Annotated in this window: 16 protein-coding genes and 1 pseudogene; 14 read left to right on the plus strand and 3 right to left on the minus strand. The window is 59.2% G+C overall.

Annotation, left to right across the window (positions count from 1 at the left end; all coding sequences use genetic code 11):
• The first annotated feature begins 159 nt into the window (after positions 1 to 159).
• Complete coding sequence (locus A6W98_RS21165; RefSeq protein WP_155734818.1) at positions 160 to 957, plus strand: hypothetical protein; 798 nt, start codon at positions 160 to 162, stop codon at positions 955 to 957.
• Positions 958 to 1,034: 77 nt separating this feature from the next.
• Positions 1,035 to 1,487 carry a hypothetical protein gene (locus tag A6W98_RS21170; RefSeq protein ID WP_155734819.1) on the plus strand — a complete coding sequence of 151 codons (453 nt, stop codon included), beginning with the start codon at positions 1,035 to 1,037 and terminating at the stop codon, positions 1,485 to 1,487.
• A 242-nt stretch (positions 1,488 to 1,729) separates the two neighbouring features.
• On the opposite strand, the gene A6W98_RS14345 is transcribed toward A6W98_RS21170, so the two are convergent.
• Entirely contained in the window at positions 1,730 to 2,914 is a 1,185-nt protein-coding gene (locus tag A6W98_RS14345) for a hypothetical protein (RefSeq protein WP_155734820.1), read from the minus strand.
• Between the two features lie 322 nt (positions 2,915 to 3,236).
• On the minus strand, positions 3,237 to 4,010 hold the full coding sequence (locus A6W98_RS14350) for an HD domain-containing protein (protein WP_231098284.1): 774 nt from the start codon (positions 4,008 to 4,010) through the stop codon (positions 3,237 to 3,239).
• A 256-nt stretch (positions 4,011 to 4,266) separates the two neighbouring features.
• On the opposite strand from A6W98_RS14350, the gene A6W98_RS21175 reads away from it, so the two are divergent.
• Together A6W98_RS21175 and A6W98_RS21180 are read left to right on the plus strand one after the other, a co-directional pair.
• Entirely contained in the window at positions 4,267 to 4,596 is a 330-nt protein-coding gene (locus tag A6W98_RS21175) for a hypothetical protein (protein WP_143540189.1), read from the plus strand.
• Between the two features lie 418 nt (positions 4,597 to 5,014).
• Complete coding sequence (locus A6W98_RS21180) at positions 5,015 to 5,431, plus strand: hypothetical protein (RefSeq protein ID WP_042465177.1); 417 nt, start codon at positions 5,015 to 5,017, stop codon at positions 5,429 to 5,431.
• 415 nt (positions 5,432 to 5,846) lie between these two features.
• On the opposite strand, the pseudogene A6W98_RS14355 reads toward A6W98_RS21180, so the two are convergent.
• Positions 5,847 to 6,443 (minus strand): annotated as a pseudogene (locus tag A6W98_RS14355) (IS110 family RNA-guided transposase); the annotation flags it as partial.
• Between A6W98_RS14355 and A6W98_RS14360 the strand changes: the two are divergent.
• The 10 genes from A6W98_RS14360 to A6W98_RS14405 all read left to right on the plus strand — a co-directional run bounded on the left by A6W98_RS14360 (position 6,418) and on the right by A6W98_RS14405 (position 14,547).
• Positions 6,418 to 6,918, plus strand: coding sequence for a hypothetical protein (locus tag A6W98_RS14360; RefSeq protein ID WP_063490931.1), 501 nt, complete (start codon positions 6,418 to 6,420; stop codon positions 6,916 to 6,918). The pseudogene A6W98_RS14355 and the gene A6W98_RS14360 overlap by 26 nt on opposite strands.
• 7 nt (positions 6,919 to 6,925) lie before the next feature.
• Positions 6,926 to 7,771, plus strand: coding sequence for a hypothetical protein (locus A6W98_RS14365; protein WP_042464304.1), 846 nt, complete (start codon positions 6,926 to 6,928; stop codon positions 7,769 to 7,771).
• A gap of 70 nt (positions 7,772 to 7,841) precedes the next feature.
• Positions 7,842 to 8,129 (plus strand): hypothetical protein, encoded by a 288-nt coding sequence (locus tag A6W98_RS14370; RefSeq protein ID WP_042461673.1) that lies wholly within the window; start codon positions 7,842 to 7,844, stop codon positions 8,127 to 8,129.
• Positions 8,130 to 8,154: 25 nt separating this feature from the next.
• On the plus strand, positions 8,155 to 8,367 hold the full coding sequence (locus A6W98_RS14375; RefSeq protein ID WP_042464306.1) for a DUF7940 domain-containing protein: 213 nt from the start codon (positions 8,155 to 8,157) through the stop codon (positions 8,365 to 8,367).
• 4 nt (positions 8,368 to 8,371) lie between these two features.
• The gene (locus tag A6W98_RS14380; protein ID WP_042464308.1) at positions 8,372 to 8,881 is read left to right on the plus strand and encodes a lysozyme; all 510 of its coding nucleotides are present in this window, start codon (positions 8,372 to 8,374) and stop codon (positions 8,879 to 8,881) included.
• Complete coding sequence (locus A6W98_RS14385; RefSeq protein WP_042464309.1) at positions 8,878 to 9,207, plus strand: bacteriophage spanin2 family protein; 330 nt, start codon at positions 8,878 to 8,880, stop codon at positions 9,205 to 9,207. Before A6W98_RS14380 ends, A6W98_RS14385 begins: the two co-directional genes overlap by 4 nt.
• Positions 9,208 to 9,576: 369 nt before the next feature.
• On the plus strand, positions 9,577 to 10,383 hold the full coding sequence (locus A6W98_RS14390) for a DNA adenine methylase (RefSeq protein WP_063490988.1): 807 nt from the start codon (positions 9,577 to 9,579) through the stop codon (positions 10,381 to 10,383).
• Between the two features lie 62 nt (positions 10,384 to 10,445).
• Positions 10,446 to 11,021, plus strand: coding sequence for an HNH endonuclease family protein (locus A6W98_RS14395; RefSeq protein WP_081251942.1), 576 nt, complete (start codon positions 10,446 to 10,448; stop codon positions 11,019 to 11,021).
• Positions 11,022 to 11,258: 237 nt separating this feature from the next.
• The gene (locus A6W98_RS14400; protein WP_042462536.1) at positions 11,259 to 12,548 is read left to right on the plus strand and encodes an SIR2 family protein; all 1,290 of its coding nucleotides are present in this window, start codon (positions 11,259 to 11,261) and stop codon (positions 12,546 to 12,548) included.
• Complete coding sequence (locus A6W98_RS14405; protein ID WP_042462539.1) at positions 12,535 to 14,547, plus strand: ATP-binding protein; 2,013 nt, start codon at positions 12,535 to 12,537, stop codon at positions 14,545 to 14,547. The genes A6W98_RS14400 and A6W98_RS14405 overlap by 14 nt, the downstream gene beginning before the upstream one ends.
• Positions 14,548 to 14,762: the final 215 nt, after the last annotated feature.

Genomic DNA, 14,762 nt, shown 5'->3' on the forward strand with positions numbered 1-14,762 from the left:
AACGATGAAGTTTATTGCTTGCTGGGCGGGGTATCTTGTGGAGATAGAAATTTGACAAAAATTGGACTATACGTATATCAATTGGTCCTTTCTCGGTCTGATGATTACCAACGCATCCCATTCGACACTCACGGGCCGGGATCTCAGCCCTCGCAATTTATGAATACCTTCATCCAAGGGAAGCTCACAAACACGCAGAACAACAACATCGAGCGTAGCTGGAGGTTGAATCCACGCCCTCCAGAGGGCAGATCGTATGGTGGGCTAGTCGAGTATGGAACATTTGGCATCAGCTCAAAGATGCGCAGCTCAGGCGAGAACGATGTCCTGTTTGAGCGACGTAGCGATCACGTTGAAGAGATTCCGCTGTACTATCAAATCTGGATTCCTGAGAATGCGAACTTTGGATTTGCTGCCTTCCAGTCCTATCGAGATCGCTCTTGCGTTGGCCAGGTTCTGTCTTCATTCACTAAAGAGTACAACGATTGGAGCGGCAATACTCGTCTAACCGCTAGAAAAGTTATGCCTCCAGCCGAAGAAATGTACGCTCAAACTCCGGTGAAGAAGTTAATTCTTTCACGAAAGCGGGTGCCAAAAGATCGAGTCGATATTCTCCAAGACCTTCCGCCCGAGGAAGTAGACATCGAGCTTTCCATTTCCGCTCTTCGACGGAGAATGTTCGGCCGGTTCACGGACGTTGCACCTTTGATTGAAGCGGCAAATGGGACGGCCGCCATGGTGATCAACGGGATTGAATTCGACGAAGCAAGCGCGCTAATCAGTATCGGCGGAACGTACCGAAAAGTAGGCATTATCGGGCCTGAAAATACTGCTGGCGTGATTGACATCACTGATAATGTTGAACTTCAAGAGGACGGGCACCCACTTTATGAATCCTTGGAACGAGTCGCCACGCAAATTATCGTTGATTTTCGCGAGCAGTACGGCATGAACTGATGAAATTCAACATCCTTGGCGTTCTTAAGGCTCATATAAAGAGCCTGTCAGATTATCGAAATCAAAGAGTGTCAACCATGGACATTCTTGCCTTCTACTTTCTTCCAGCGCTTTTTGGATTCTCTCTTTTCTGGTTCTGCGTGGGTCTTGGAGATGAAGTTTTTGGCGTTTCTATTTCCGTATTTTCAATCTTTTCTGCGTTACTTTTCAGCGCGCAGGTTGCAATGTATGGTGTCTTTCGAGCAGATAGAAAGTTCAGCCAAGACCCAATAACTCAAGCAGGTGAGAAAGACAGGCTGGAAGAAGTCCGAGTATTGCTGAGGGAGATAAACACGAATATATCATACTTGATACTCGTATCATTTTCGTCTGTGACCATCTTCCTTGCTCTTTATGTATTGGATCTGCCAGAGAGGTTGGAGTCGGCGATTTTAGGATTTCTTTACCTTCACTTTTTGCTGACATTGTTGATGGTGATCAAGAGATCTCATGAGGTTTTTGATTCAGAATACGCCAAACCTCCAGATTAGTAGACCACCACAGCCCGGGACTAAAGATCTAGACTTCCAAATTTGTCGTGCAGCGCCGGACGCATACGTCGGCTTAGGGCTGGCTCCGGTCATCCGCTGCGCCTGGCATGAAGTTCGGCTCTGGGCCGGGGGCGTCATGCAGCACCGCCAGGCTGCTCATGCGGCCCACCGCAGCGCTGCATGACCGCTTGGAGCCCTTTTGACCAATAATGCACTGTGCACGAAAGGCCACTTAAGGACGCCTATCGCTCCGCCCGTCTTTGCCGCTCTTTGAAAGAATTGATTGGCCACTCAGTCGGCGTGAATATCTCGTGGAAATCCGTGCTAACGTTGCTTGCCATACGAGCAAGCAAACCAATCAGCCGGTGGGTGTTTCCGCGATTTTCACGCAGTAGATTACCCTCCACGGCGTCTTCATCGCCGCTTCGTTCGATGTATCTACGGTCTATGACTCCAGCGTTGTGTTCGTAGATGTGCCTTCGCTCCATCATGAGTCGGATGAATCTAGCATCCTTCTCCACAATTCCTTTAAGTGGGTTCATGTCAAAAATATCTTTTAAACGCTTAAACGTATCCGACTCAATATCGTGAAAGACCAACCTGGAAAGCGTTTCTTTCCGCGCGGGCTTCATCGGAATGCGGCGCACGAGTTGATTGGCGAAGTCACGGCAGGCTGCATCGAACGCCGATACGCTTTGGCCAACGGCTGCCTCTGGTTGCGCTTGTCCGTCATTTAGAGACTGCCTGATTTCCTCAAATCGAGCCGTGAGCATCTGGATATTATTTCGCCATCCGCACGCGGCGCAGTAGCCATAGAGGCCTCTGATATCGTTAAACTCTCCACATTGGTCGCACTTGTATCGCGTCTGTTGGGTCTGTGACGCATAGTAGAAGTCAGGCTTTGGCTCATCTGCGGCCTGCTTAACAAGGCTTTCCATGTCGATTTCAACTTGTCGCTCTGTCCCCTTCGCATCGGGCGCCGCAAGTTCTTCCTTCAACCTCTCCGCAAGGTGAGCAAGGAACTTCATCTGTGCCGGAGTGAGAAATTCAAATGCTGCCGCTCTCAAGCCACAGTATGGGCAGGTCTGCGGATAAATTGCCGCGTGGTTTCCATTGCGGAAGTAGCCACTACAGCACGGGCATTGATGACCCCAACATCCAAGTGAGTCAGACCCAAGAATTGCCGGGACGCACCCTTCCGGTAGCGGCGGATCAAACGGTTGTGCAATTCCCCCCATTTTGAAATCAGAAACCGGAATTCCATGAGGCAGTAAGATATAGATACCAGCGGCAGCCATTGGCCCTGGTCTGCGGCTAACAATCCCAAACGCAGCGCTCTTTCTTCCTTCGTCATCGCATGCGATATTGATGGTGGTGTTCGCACCACAATGCGCGACCTCTTTGAAATCCTGTTCGTAATACGCCAATGTTTGCCCGGTTCATTCACAGAAGCTACTGTTGCTTCGCCGGGATAGTAGCTTGTCGGCAACGCATGGGCTATCGGTAACTTGTTTTCTATAAGGGGCCGGGAGCAGTCGTTAGCAGTTCTGATCGCACTGGCGGCTTCATCCGCTCTCCGGACCTTGGCGGCCTGAGTGCATGCTGCAGCGGGGATGAACGGTCGCTTTCGTGAGCCGCAGGCGGTTCGGGCTTGGGGCGTCGAACGGCGGCTATCGGCAGAGAGCGACCAAGTGGGGGTGCCAGGCGCTCAAGCGCCACGCCGCGTCGCCGCCGGTCAGCTCCGAGGCCTTAGCTGAGCTCAGCAAGTAGTCCGTTATAGAAGCTCTTCACATGAGCAGACCGATCTGCTGCCAAGCGTGCGCCGGTCATCGTTTGAAACCCGCGCTCAAGCTTCATCAGCTTGGTCTGAAAATGGTCCAGTGCGAAGAGGTCCTCGTCCAGGGGCCGATCATTTGCAGCTGGATCGACGGCATCGCAGATCGAAGCTTTCCTGAGGCCGGCGATGTAGAAGCAGCGCGCCACGCCAATGAAGCCGATGGCGTCAAGTCTGTCAGCATCCTGAAGGATCTTGGCTTCCAGGCTGGCCGGAGTAACACAGGCGGAAAAGCTATGAGCTTCGATGGCATGGCAGACCTGGTTGATCCGGTCGTCGCTCCACGCCATGCCAGTCAGAACATCACGTGCCTTCGCCGCAGCAAGACGTGATGCCATGTGGCGCTGCGAGGACCCCTTGTCGATCCAGATGCAGTCGTGCAGCAGGGTTGCGGCAAGCAGGATCTCAATGTCGCCCCCCTCTTCGCTGGCAATCCTCTCGACATTGCGCCAGACTCGAAGCAGATGTGCCTCGTCATGCGCTCCGTCTCTCAGATCGAAGGCATGGGGTAAAAGTGCCTTGGCAACATGAGGCTTGGGAAACTGGTCTTGTATCTGCTTGTCCGCGTGGGTGCACATTGTCTTCTGATATCTGCGGATGGCGGGTTTGTTCCGCTCTGCCGACCTTCTTCCTCCGAAGATGCTGCGCCATGGATGGATGGCCGGTCTGGCGAAGCTGCGGCGCGGCATCGGCGTGGTGATTGGAAGGCAACTAAGGGCCGCACGCTGCGCTCGGCGAGAACGGCGGCTAAGGTGTAGCCACCATCAGTCCTGACACCCCTGGTCCCAATATCTGATGTCTCTTGCCTGCGCCGAGATGAAGATTTTGCTCCATTCACCATACCTTCCGTAGGACCTGCTCTTTCGTCGTACCGCTCCACAAGCATTCGAGCTAGTCAGGTCAGGCATGCCGCATTACCAGAAGGAGAGTATAGAAAGCTAATGGATGGATATCGTGAAGAAAGTACTCTCAGGCATTTGTATCCCGCTCATCTTGAGCGGCTGCATGGTCGACCCGGTGCCTTCTATTGACCTGATGAAAGGCAGTGGGAGCGTCAACCGCGCTGTGGATGGGAGGACCGCATTTCGCTACGTTGTAAGTGCGGACGCCTACAACGGCGTTGTCAACGCACCTGATGAACTTCGAAAGCAACACGAGTGGCTTATTGGAAGCTACCTCGGCGAGGGGGGGCATTGCCCAAATGGTTATCAAATCACTAATGCTTCTCTGGACAGTGCTGTGGGTGCATACGTCTACGAGGGCATTTGCCGCTAACCGACACACGCCAGGGCCATAGGATTTCAGTCTTGGATGAGGCGCCGCATTTGTCGGAACCGTCGTGTCATTCGTTAGTCAAGAAGGTTAAGTAGACAGCCTAGGTACGGGGCGACGCCGTGCCGGTGCCAACCAGCCGCTAGCCGCTGTCCTTGGTGCAGGTGCAGGTGCAGGTGACGCTGGGGCACGACCGGCAGCTCTGGGCTGCCTGCGGTCATCCGCCGCGCCCTGCGCGAACGTCTGCTATCGGCAACGAGCGCCCAAGTGGGTGCCGCCAGGCGCTCCAGCACCATGCTGCGCCGCCGCATGTCGGCTTTGAGCCCAAACCGACCGATGCGGCTCGAAGCACGAATGTCGGCTTCCCGAAGATCAAAACGGATCGCTAGCAGCGCTTCCAATGCTTTGCTATTAGGTGGCAATGGACCGGACGAATACCAAAACAGTAAGAAAACAATACCATTCTCGCCAAGTGGGGTCGGATCGGCACGTATGGGACGTGCATCGGCTCATGCGCGCTGCACGCGATATCGAGGTGCAAACTGTTCCGGTGAGTGATATTGCCGAAACAGACGAGAATTGGTGGTACGGTGATGCAAACGCCGTGCCGACACCGCGCTCAATTGCTTCTCACGTCGCTTTGATCAACGAAGTCGATCCACTTCATCCCGTTATCCTCTGCGCCGAAGGACGACTGATGGATGGCATGCATCGTGTTGTGAAAGCGATAGCGGAAGGGCGAACTCATGTGCCCGCCGTGCGGTTTTCCAGGACACCCGACCCCGACTTCGTGAACGTGGCTCTTGATGAGCTGCCGTACCCGGACGAAGTGGTCTAATCAGGCACCGCCAAAGGGCACTGAAAATTTGTGCAAGCGGTCATTCGACAGCCAAGCGGCAAAGTCCACTCCGTCCCGCTCTCCGGACCTTGGCGGCCTGAGTGCATGCTGCAGCCGGGATGAACGGCCGCTTCCGTGATCGGCGGGCGGCGCGCCCTTGGGGCATCGAACGTCTTGTGTGGATGGCTCCCGCATAGCAAGTCGTAAATGATCTCGCGCACCTTTTCAGAAGCAGTCTTGTGTCCGGCCTGTTTGCGCGGTTCACACCGCTGGCCCTGATGGGATCCGCAGATCAGGTTCCTATCTGCTTTGCGGGCAATTTCGCCCGGGACATTCGGCGGAGCTTCCTGATCGTTGCGGCTGAAGGGTACACCATCACATCGTCGGTCTTGCTATCTCGCTGTTTCGGTATGTCTCAGGCTGTGTGAGGTCGGTAGGATTCGTTCCTGGTCAGCACCGCCCACATGATCCGCGCCGTCTTGTTCGCCATGGCGACGGTCGCGAGCCGGGCAGGCTTCCTCTGCAGCAGCTTCGTCAGCCAGGGATCGGCACGCTCCGGATGGTTGGAGACCTGCCGCACACGCGATGTCATGCCGACGACGATAAGCTGACGCAGATACCGATCGCCCATCTTGGTGATCTTCCCTAAGCGCTCCTTGCCACCGCTGGAGTGGTTGCGCGGTGTCAGACCAAGCCACGCCGCAAATTCCCGCCCACTCTTGAACTGGTGACCCGATCCGATCGTGGCGGCCACGGCCGAGGCGGTGACCGGCCCAACTCCGGGAATGCTCTGCAGGAGTTGCGCCTGGCGGCTGAGACGAGCCTGGATACGCATCGTGATCTCGTACCAGCGAAAGCGGTTGTGGAGCTCGACCAGCTGACGGCTGAGGACCCGCAGAACGTCCTGGGCGAGCTCGGGGAACCCGGACTGCTTGCCCTCGATGATCCCTTTCGCAAAATCGATGGCCCGCGCGACGCCCCGAGCGATGGCGATCCCGAACTCCGCGGCCATCCCGACCACCACCGTCGCCACCCTGGCCGAGGCCCCGGGCTTTGCCGGAACCGCCACCGGCTGCAGCGCGGCGGGCGGCGTGCTGGCGATGGCGCCGGGCGAGACCCGCGCGCGCTATGCCTTCGCGGGCCGGATCGATCTGGGCGCGGTCCAGCCGGTGCGGCTGATCTCGGATATCGAGCTCCTGATCTCGGAGGCCCGGGACCTGTTCTGGGAGCCCTCCGGCACGGCGATGTGGACGCCGCCCGATGCGCGGCTCTGGCTCGGCTCGACGGATGCCTATGGCGATGTCGATCTGCAGGTCTCGGTTACCGATGACGCCCCCGACGCCGCCCGCTGGGGGCCCTGGCAGAGCTTCGATGCCGCCGACTACTCGGGCCGGGCCTTCCGCTTCCGCGCGGTCCTGGGCGTCGAGAGCCCCGATTACACCATCGGCATCACGGGCCTGACCGTGACCGCCCTCCAGGCCGCATGAGGATGACATGACCCAAGCCACCTATCTGCTCGACACCGGCCATACCAAGGCCCAGGCCTTCGCCATGCTGCAGGGCGTGCTTTCCGCGATCCAGAGCGGCAATGCCGGGGCCACCCCGCCCGCCGAGACGGCGGCCGGCATGCTCTGGGTCGATACCGACGCCCGCGCCCTGAAGATGCGCAATGTCCCGAACAATGGCTGGATCACGCTGGGCTCCTTCGCCTCCGGCAGCTTCGTTCCGGCCGGGGTGAACCAGCTGACCGAGGCCCAGGCGAAGGATGCGTTTTCCGACATCTACGGCGCGGTGACCGGGGCGATCCTGCGCGCCGCGATCCTGGCCCACGCCCCCGACGCTGTGATCCCGGGCTGGCACCCTTTCGACATGGTCCGGCCCGGCGACGGCGCCACCGGCCTGATCTGGAGCTACGACAAGGCAGGCAGCATCCAGAACGTGGAGACGCCCGAGTTCGAGGACGGATACGAATATGCGCTGGTCTTCGAGGCCGTCGCCACCAACAAGACCACCTCCACACTGCAGATCTCGGTGCGGCCCGAGGTCACCGGCACCTGGTCGCCCTTCACGTCCTTCCCCGGGGCGGGCTTCCGCAGGGATGACGTCTGTTCCGGCATGCTGCGGCTGCCCATGCCGCGCCAGCCCCGGCTGGTCCATGGCTGCATCTGGGACGCGCCGCTGAAGGCCGGGATGGAGGATCTTGCCGTCCCGACCGGCGCCCCCGAGGCCTCGGCGCTGAGTGCCGTCCGGGTCCGCTGGGCCGAGGGCGGACGCATCAACGAGGTCTTCCGCACCGGCCGCGTCCGCCTGTTCAGGCGCCGCGAACACCTCACCGGCTGATCTGCCCTCCCATGACGAGGCCCGCCATGACCGTCACCAACACCGCGCGCGCCCATCCGCCGGAGGCCCCATGCAGGAACTGACCACGCAGATCCGGGACTGGTGGGCGGTGATGCTCTCGCTGCTCGGGCTGGCCGTCTGGTCGGTACGGCTCGAGGCCCGGGCGCGGACCAATACCGCCGCGCTCGACCGCGAGACCGCCCGGCTCGCCGAGGAGATCCGCGCCCTCGAGGCCCGCTGGCAGCGGCAGCGCGCCGAAGATCTCGCCGCCCGCCAGCGCGACCGCGAGGAGACCAACGCGCTGCTGCGCGAGCTTCGCGCCGACATCAAGACCGTCCTGCAGCGCGTCCCGCGCTGAGCTATTCCCCCGAAAGGAGCCCCAAATGCACCTCGTGCCCCACTGGCGCGCGCTGATCCGGCGCGCCTGGTCGATCCGTCTCATCCTGATCGCGGGCCTGCTCTCGGGCTGTGAGGCCGGGCTCTCGCTCGCCTCGCCCGATCTGCTGGGCATCCCGCGCGGCCTCTTTGCCGGGCTGTCGGCGCTGGTGACCGCGGCCGCCTTCGCCGCCCGGCTGATCGCCCAGAGGATGGAGTGAACCGATGCGCAGGATCCTGAAACGCGGCGCCGCCGCCACCGCCCTCGCGCTCAGCTTCGTCGGTGGCAATGAGGGCCTGAAGACAGAGGCCTATCTCGACATCGTCGGCATGCCGACCGTCTGCTTCGGCGAGACCCGGGGCGTCGCGCTCGGCGACAGCTACACGCCCGCCGAGTGCCGGGCGATGTTCGCCGGGAGGCTCGCGGAGTTCGAGGCCGGGCTCGACCGGCTGATCGCGGATCCCGTCGAGGACCTGATCCCGGCCCGGAGCTATGTGGGCATTTTGGACTGGGCCTATAATGTCGGGCTCGGCGCGGCTGCGCGCTCGACCCTGATCCGCAAGCTCAATGCGGGCGATCTGCGCGGCGCCTGCGACGAGCTTCCGCGCTGGCGCTTCGCGGGCGGCAAGGGCATTCGCGGCCTCCTGATCCGCCGCAACAAGGCCCGGCAGCTCTGTCATGAGGGGCTCGACGGCGTTCCGGCCGACGTGCCGTTTCGCTGGGACGGCGCATGAGGGCGCTCCTCGCGGCGCTGCTGCTGGCCGGATGCGGCGGGCTGCCCGTGCCGCTCGGGCCAAACGTCGCCGCCAACGTCCAGGCCGGGGCCGAAAACGTCCAGGGCCAGAAGGTCGAAAACGCGCCTTCCATCCTTCGGCCCCGCGCCCGCGAGATCCGCCAGGAGCAATCCGAGAACCGCCTCCGCGCCGACCGCGTCGAGACCGTCATCGTCAATGTCATTCCGCCCTGGATCGTGCTGGTCGCCCTGATCGGATGGATCGCCCCCTCGCCCGGCGAGATCGGGCGGCGGATCGGCGAAGCGGTCAGGGGAAGGCGATCATGAGAAATACAACCATAAGGCGAGTTATCTATAATACAGACAACCTTTGGTTAGGGTATCCGCTATAACAACGGAACTGGCCAGGCAAGGGCCCACTAAACTTATCAAAGAACTGAAACTAAATTAGACCCTCGCAGGCCCAACGCCCGCGGGGGTCGCCCCGTTCTCGCGTGCCCGCTTGGGGGTGCCACCCTTTCCTTCTCTCACGCAACTGAATTCCCCCCGCTTACGGGCGGGGGCAAGGCGGTGTTGTAGCACCGCCTCACCACGCAGCCTGCGTCAACAGATGCTGCGCCGACACCCGAGAGGGAATCTGTCGCCCGGCTCTCGCGAGAGCGGGCGGACCTAGAACAGGTTCCTGACATGAACGAAATGCGAAAAACCGTCCCCGCAACCCCCGTCGCCCCGTGGATGGGCGGCAAGAAGGCCCTCAACCGGCGGATCATCGAGCGGATCGAGGCGATCCCGCACCGCACCTATGTCGAGCCCTTCCTCGGCATGGGCGGGGTCTTCCTGCGCCGAAGCTGGCGCCCGCGTCTGGAGGTGGCGAACGACCTGAACGGCGAGATCACCAATCTCTTCCGCGTGTTGCAGCGCCATTATCCCCAGCTGATGGAGGTGATGCGCTTCCAGATCACCTCGCGCCGCGAGTTCGAGCGGCTCCGCGCCTGCGATCCGGCCACGCTGACCGATCTGGAACGTGCCGCGCGCTTCCTCTATCTGCAGCGGCTGGCCTTCGGCGGGCAGCTCCGCGGGGTTTTCGGCATATCGCCGAACAGTGGGCCTCTGTTCAGCCTGGCCAAGATCGGCCCGCTGCTCGACGCCGCTCATACCCGGCTCGACGGCGTGGTCTTCGAGAACCTGCCCTGGCAGGACGTGCTGGCCCGCTATGATGGCCCGCAGGCGCTGTTCTATCTCGATCCGCCCTATTGGGGTGGCGAGGACGATTACGGCAAGGGGCTCTTCGACCGCGACCAGTTCGCCGAGCTGGCCGAGCGCCTGGGCCGGATCAAGGGCGCCTTCCTGCTGTCGATCAACGACCGGCCCGAAATCCGCGATCTGTTCGGCGCCTTCCTGATCGAGGAGGTGCGGCTGACTTACTCGGTCTCGAAGGGCGGCGCGACCGCCGCGCGGGAGTTGATCATCGCCAATCGCGAGGTCAGGGTGGGGCTCGTATGAGTTCCCCCGGCCCGGTCGGCGTTTAACCGGATCTTGGGGGCGCCCGGTAAAAGGTCCGTCCCATGCGCCGTCTCCTGTCCCTGCTCCTGCTGAGCCTGACGCTCCTGACCTGCGCGCCGGTCGCGCAGGCCCCGCAGAGCGACGCACCGGCCGCGCCCTATGAGCGCGCGGCCTTCGGCTCGGGCTGGACGGATCCCGACGGCGACTGCCTCGACACCCGGGCCGAGCTGCTGGCGGCTCTCTCCACCGTGCCGGTGCGGCTCGCGCCCTCGGGCTGCTCGGTGCGCCACGGCCGCTGGTTCGCGCCCTATACCGGGCAGGTGATCACCGACGCCGGGGATCTCGACATCGATCATATCGTGCCGCTGCGCTATGCGTGGGGCCACGGCGCCGCCAGCTGGTCGGCCCAGAAGCGCGCCCGCTTCGCCCGCGATCCGGTCAACCTGCTGCCCGTCAGCGCCTCGGCGAACCGCTCGAAAGGCGCGCGCGGGCCGCTCGACTGGTTGCCGCCGGATCCGGGCTTCCGCTGTCAGTATGTGCTGCGGTTCCGGCGGATCGCCGCAAGCTACGGGCTTGTGCAGTCCGCTGCCGAGGAGCGGGAGCTGGTGGCGCTGACCGGGCGGCTGTGTGGGGCGTAGGGCGGTGAGCGGACTTTCTCTGCAGGCGAAAAGCGGTTCAGCATCACCGGCGGGAGCAGACATTCAAAGTGCTCAGGACCTCATCTCGGCTAAGTTCAAAAAATCGGGCGAATTGTGGACATTCGCTGCATGTCTTTATGATTGAGGTGCAGCAACCGGAACCGGGCTTACAACATTTGAACTCATGCGCTACCGTACGGCCCGAAGGCAAGGGCGAGACTTACTTGGAGAGGTTGTTTGATCAATTTTAGAAAAGGGAGCAAAGACGAGTTCGCGAAGCTCCCCCCTGAAGCAGGCTTTGACGAGCGCGCTGAAGTTATTCGGCGGCATCTGGCAGAGGTATTTGGCTCCAAAAACCTGTCTTTCCTCATTGGCTCAGGTTGCTCGTCTTACACACACGAAAACAATGAGCTTGGCATTCCGACCATGGGGCCGCTCGCGGCAGAGTTTCAAACGATACTCAAAACTATGCCTGGCCTCCCGGGATTTAATTCATTTGTGACTGTTGAGCAACGGGCTGCGCTCAACGACACGCTCGGTATCGAGCTTACAAACGGAGATTTCGGCAAGAACCTCGAGCGGATGATGGAAGCGCTGATGACGGCGCAGCAATTTTGCAAGACGAGCACTAATACGGATTTCCAGGAAGCGCTCAAAACCGTCGAGGCTGTTATTTCGGGCGTTAAGGGTTTCATCCTTCAGAAATGCAGCGAAGGAATGTTTGCAAAAGGCGACGAAACAGTCGTGACACTCTATCGGCGCTTTTATCAGTCGTTGGCTACACGATCCCGTGGGCTTGCGCCACCTTGGGTCTTCACCACCAACTACGACCTCTTCAACGAAAAGGCGATGGACCGATCAGGCATTCCCTACTCAAATGGTTTCTCGGGCACGGTCGAACGCCGCTTCAACCCAGCCACGTATCGCCGTGCTTTGGCTGAGCAGCTCGATATTTCCTCTAAGAGGTGGGCGGCAGTGGACGGATATGTGTATTTCTGCAAGCTTCACGGATCCGTAAATTGGACGGAGGAAGAGACAGGCCTTTTCCCAATCCGGGAGTCTGCTGGAAGGCTCGATCCCACCGAAGATCGCGTCATGATCTATCCGACACCATCTAAGCAGACAGCGAGCTTTGGCTCGCCCTACTCGGACATGTTCCGCGAATTCCAACGTCAGATCGTTCAAGATCAGAGTGTCCTCTTCGTCATGGGCTTCAGTTTTGGGGATGAGCACATCAACAACATTATCTTTCAAGGGCTGACCCTCCCGGGCTTCCGCTTGATCGCCTTCCTCAACCCAGAAGACACCAACAATCCTGTAACTAAAGAGCTCGCGGCATTAGGAGACCCAAGGATTTGGTTCATCTGGGGCAGCGACGAGGAGACGGGAAAGAAGGCGCACTACTTCGACAGTATCGTGCAGGACTTGATGCCAACGAGCGCTGACCAGAAAGAAGAGCAGGCCATCGAAAAGGTCTTCAAGAAGCTGCTTTCGAAACAGCAGGATGGCAACAATGGCGAGAGATGATGCAAGCCGCGCCATAGGCAAGATCGTTAGCGTTTCAGCGGATCGTCTGGTTGTCGAGCTGCATAGGGGCAGCGACAACTTCACAGTCGTTGGCTTTGATGATGTCCACTATGTCGCGACCCTCGGGTCATATCTCATGGTGCCGACCCAATCCGAGTATGTCGTCTTGGAGGTTATCGGTCTCAGGGAAAAGGATTTTTCGCCAGCCTATGGCAACGGCCCAGAAATGGACAAAGCCACAGCGGCAAAGTTCTTAGACGTGGTTCCGGTCGGCTCCATGCCTGTCCAGGGCGGCTCCTTCAAATTCGGTGTCTCGACGTTTCCCCCGCTTTATGCAGACGCCCTTTATGCGCGCGATGAAGACTTGGACCGCATCTTCAACGTGGAGCAACCGGCAGATCGGCAGACAAAGATCGACGCTGAGGGCGCTGAAAAGGAGGGAGCGGTCCCCCATACTATCGAGATAGGCACCTCGGCCGTGTTCAAAGACTACCCTGTTAAAGCGCAGATTGATGCCCTGTTTGGGGGACACGTCGCCGTCCTTGGCAATACTGGAAGCGGAAAATCTTGCACTGTTGCCTCGATTTTCCAGTCTGTCTTCATGAAGCCAGACGCCTTCGGCGCGCTTGGCGCGTCTTTCGTGATCTTCGATGTCAACGGCGAGTATCGACAAGCGCTCGACAACCTAACGCTGTCTATCAATTCAAGCTTTCTCAAAGCCACCGACCCAGGTGAAGAGATCGGGGTTTCCAGGAGGAGTCTCTTAGGGAACGAAGAAGTAAGCCGCTTCCGACTGCCGCATTGGTTCATGACGGTCGATGAATGGGCGCTTCTGTTGCGCGCCAGCGAGCGGTCGCAGCAGCCCGCTCTTCGCACAGCTCTCGGTCTAACTACACTTTTCGCTGAGCAGGAAAGTGGTATCGTCGAGGACGCCGCTGGCATTTCTGAAATAAGAAATCACGTGCTCGCCAAGACTTTGCTGGCAATTCTTCAGACCGATGCCAGCAGTCCAAGTAAATCAGATCGCCTCGTCGCGATTCTTGCATCCTTCAGAACGGATGAGATCAGCATTCCGCAGATCAGGCATCAACTAGGAGTTAATTACGGCTCCTTAGCCGATGCCATCGGCTTGTCTGAATTCCTTTCTGAGTTTGTTCAAGACGAGCCTGTGTTGCCTACATATGCAAATAAGCCGTTTTCCTTCGAGCGGTTACAGGCGGCGCTCGACCTCGCGCTTCACTATGAAGAGGCAAACGGAAACAGGCAGATTAGAGACTACTGCTCCCAGATGGTGACACGCTTGAAGTCGATTTCTGACAACCCAGAATTCGAATTCCTAAGGGCCTCTGTCGAGGAATTAGAAGAACACGATAGGGAGCCAACCCATTTCGTGGATCGACTCTTGGGCATTGCCAGAGACGGAGGGCGCTACCGGAAAGAGCGGCAGCTTTGCATCATCGACCTGAACGATGCTTCTGACGAGATCATCGAACTCGCCTCTGCCGTTGTTGCACGGCTGATCTTCGACCGAATGCGCCGCGCAACACCCAGAAACAAGATGCCTGTCCATCTGATCCTCGAAGAGGCGCACCGCTACATCTCAGAGCGCCCAAGCCGCTTCGCCATTGATGCTGGCATCACCTTCCAGCGGATCGCCAAGGAAGGTCGAAAATACGGGGCTTTCTTGATCGTCGCCTCGCAGCGACCAAGCGAGCTCTCGAAGACAGTTTTATCGCAATGCAACAACTTCATCGTTCATCGCATCCAAAACCCTGACGATCTTTCGCAGATCAAACAGATGACGCCCTTCATCTCGGAAACAGTTCTGAAGCGGTTACCATCTCTGCCCAAACAGCATGCACTGATCTTCGGAAGCGCAGTGAAAATCCCAACCACCTTCCGTGTCAGAGATGCGGATCCCACGCCGAACAGCGATGACACACAGGTTCGCGACCTTTGGTATGTCCCCCAGAATCCGAGTTTGCATTGGAAAGTTTAGCTTCTTCGACGTCCATACCTGAAAATATGTAGCACGAGAGTTCACTGAATGCTTCACCATGGATAAAGGTCCGGTTTGACGGGCTGCGTCGCAGCATCAGATGACGAAGGCGGACGGCAAGTTCGGGCCGGCAGCGACAGGGCACCTGACCAGAGCCTTTGGCCTGGCCCGCCGCACGTCTGCTCGGAGCCCTTTCCTGCCAATAAACGTCGGCG

The organism is Rhodovulum sulfidophilum DSM 1374 (assembly GCF_001633165.1).
Classification (GTDB): Bacteria; Pseudomonadota; Alphaproteobacteria; order Rhodobacterales; family Rhodobacteraceae; genus Rhodovulum; species Rhodovulum sulfidophilum.

Bases quoted from the DNA above. Each gene is read 5' to 3' on its own strand.
- A6W98_RS21165 (WP_155734818.1), top strand. From the start codon at position 160: ATGAATACCTTCATCCAAGGGAAGCTCACAAACACGCAGAACAACAAC.
- A6W98_RS21170 (WP_155734819.1), top strand. From the start codon at position 1,035: ATGGACATTCTTGCCTTCTACTTTCTTCCAGCGCTTTTTGGATTCTCT.
- A6W98_RS14350 (WP_231098284.1), bottom strand. From the start codon at position 4,010: ATGCCGCGCCGCAGCTTCGCCAGACCGGCCATCCATCCATGGCGCAGC.
- A6W98_RS21175 (WP_143540189.1), top strand. From the start codon at position 4,267: ATGGATATCGTGAAGAAAGTACTCTCAGGCATTTGTATCCCGCTCATC.
- A6W98_RS21180 (WP_042465177.1), top strand. From the start codon at position 5,015: ATGGACCGGACGAATACCAAAACAGTAAGAAAACAATACCATTCTCGC.
- A6W98_RS14360 (WP_063490931.1), top strand. From the start codon at position 6,418: ATGGCGATCCCGAACTCCGCGGCCATCCCGACCACCACCGTCGCCACC.
- A6W98_RS14365 (WP_042464304.1), top strand. From the start codon at position 6,926: ATGACCCAAGCCACCTATCTGCTCGACACCGGCCATACCAAGGCCCAG.
- A6W98_RS14370 (WP_042461673.1), top strand. From the start codon at position 7,842: ATGCAGGAACTGACCACGCAGATCCGGGACTGGTGGGCGGTGATGCTC.
- A6W98_RS14375 (WP_042464306.1), top strand. From the start codon at position 8,155: ATGCACCTCGTGCCCCACTGGCGCGCGCTGATCCGGCGCGCCTGGTCG.
- A6W98_RS14380 (WP_042464308.1), top strand. From the start codon at position 8,372: ATGCGCAGGATCCTGAAACGCGGCGCCGCCGCCACCGCCCTCGCGCTC.
- A6W98_RS14385 (WP_042464309.1), top strand. From the start codon at position 8,878: ATGAGGGCGCTCCTCGCGGCGCTGCTGCTGGCCGGATGCGGCGGGCTG.
- A6W98_RS14390 (WP_063490988.1), top strand. From the start codon at position 9,577: ATGCGAAAAACCGTCCCCGCAACCCCCGTCGCCCCGTGGATGGGCGGC.
- A6W98_RS14395 (WP_081251942.1), top strand. From the start codon at position 10,446: ATGCGCCGTCTCCTGTCCCTGCTCCTGCTGAGCCTGACGCTCCTGACC.
- A6W98_RS14405 (WP_042462539.1), top strand. From the start codon at position 12,535: ATGGCGAGAGATGATGCAAGCCGCGCCATAGGCAAGATCGTTAGCGTT.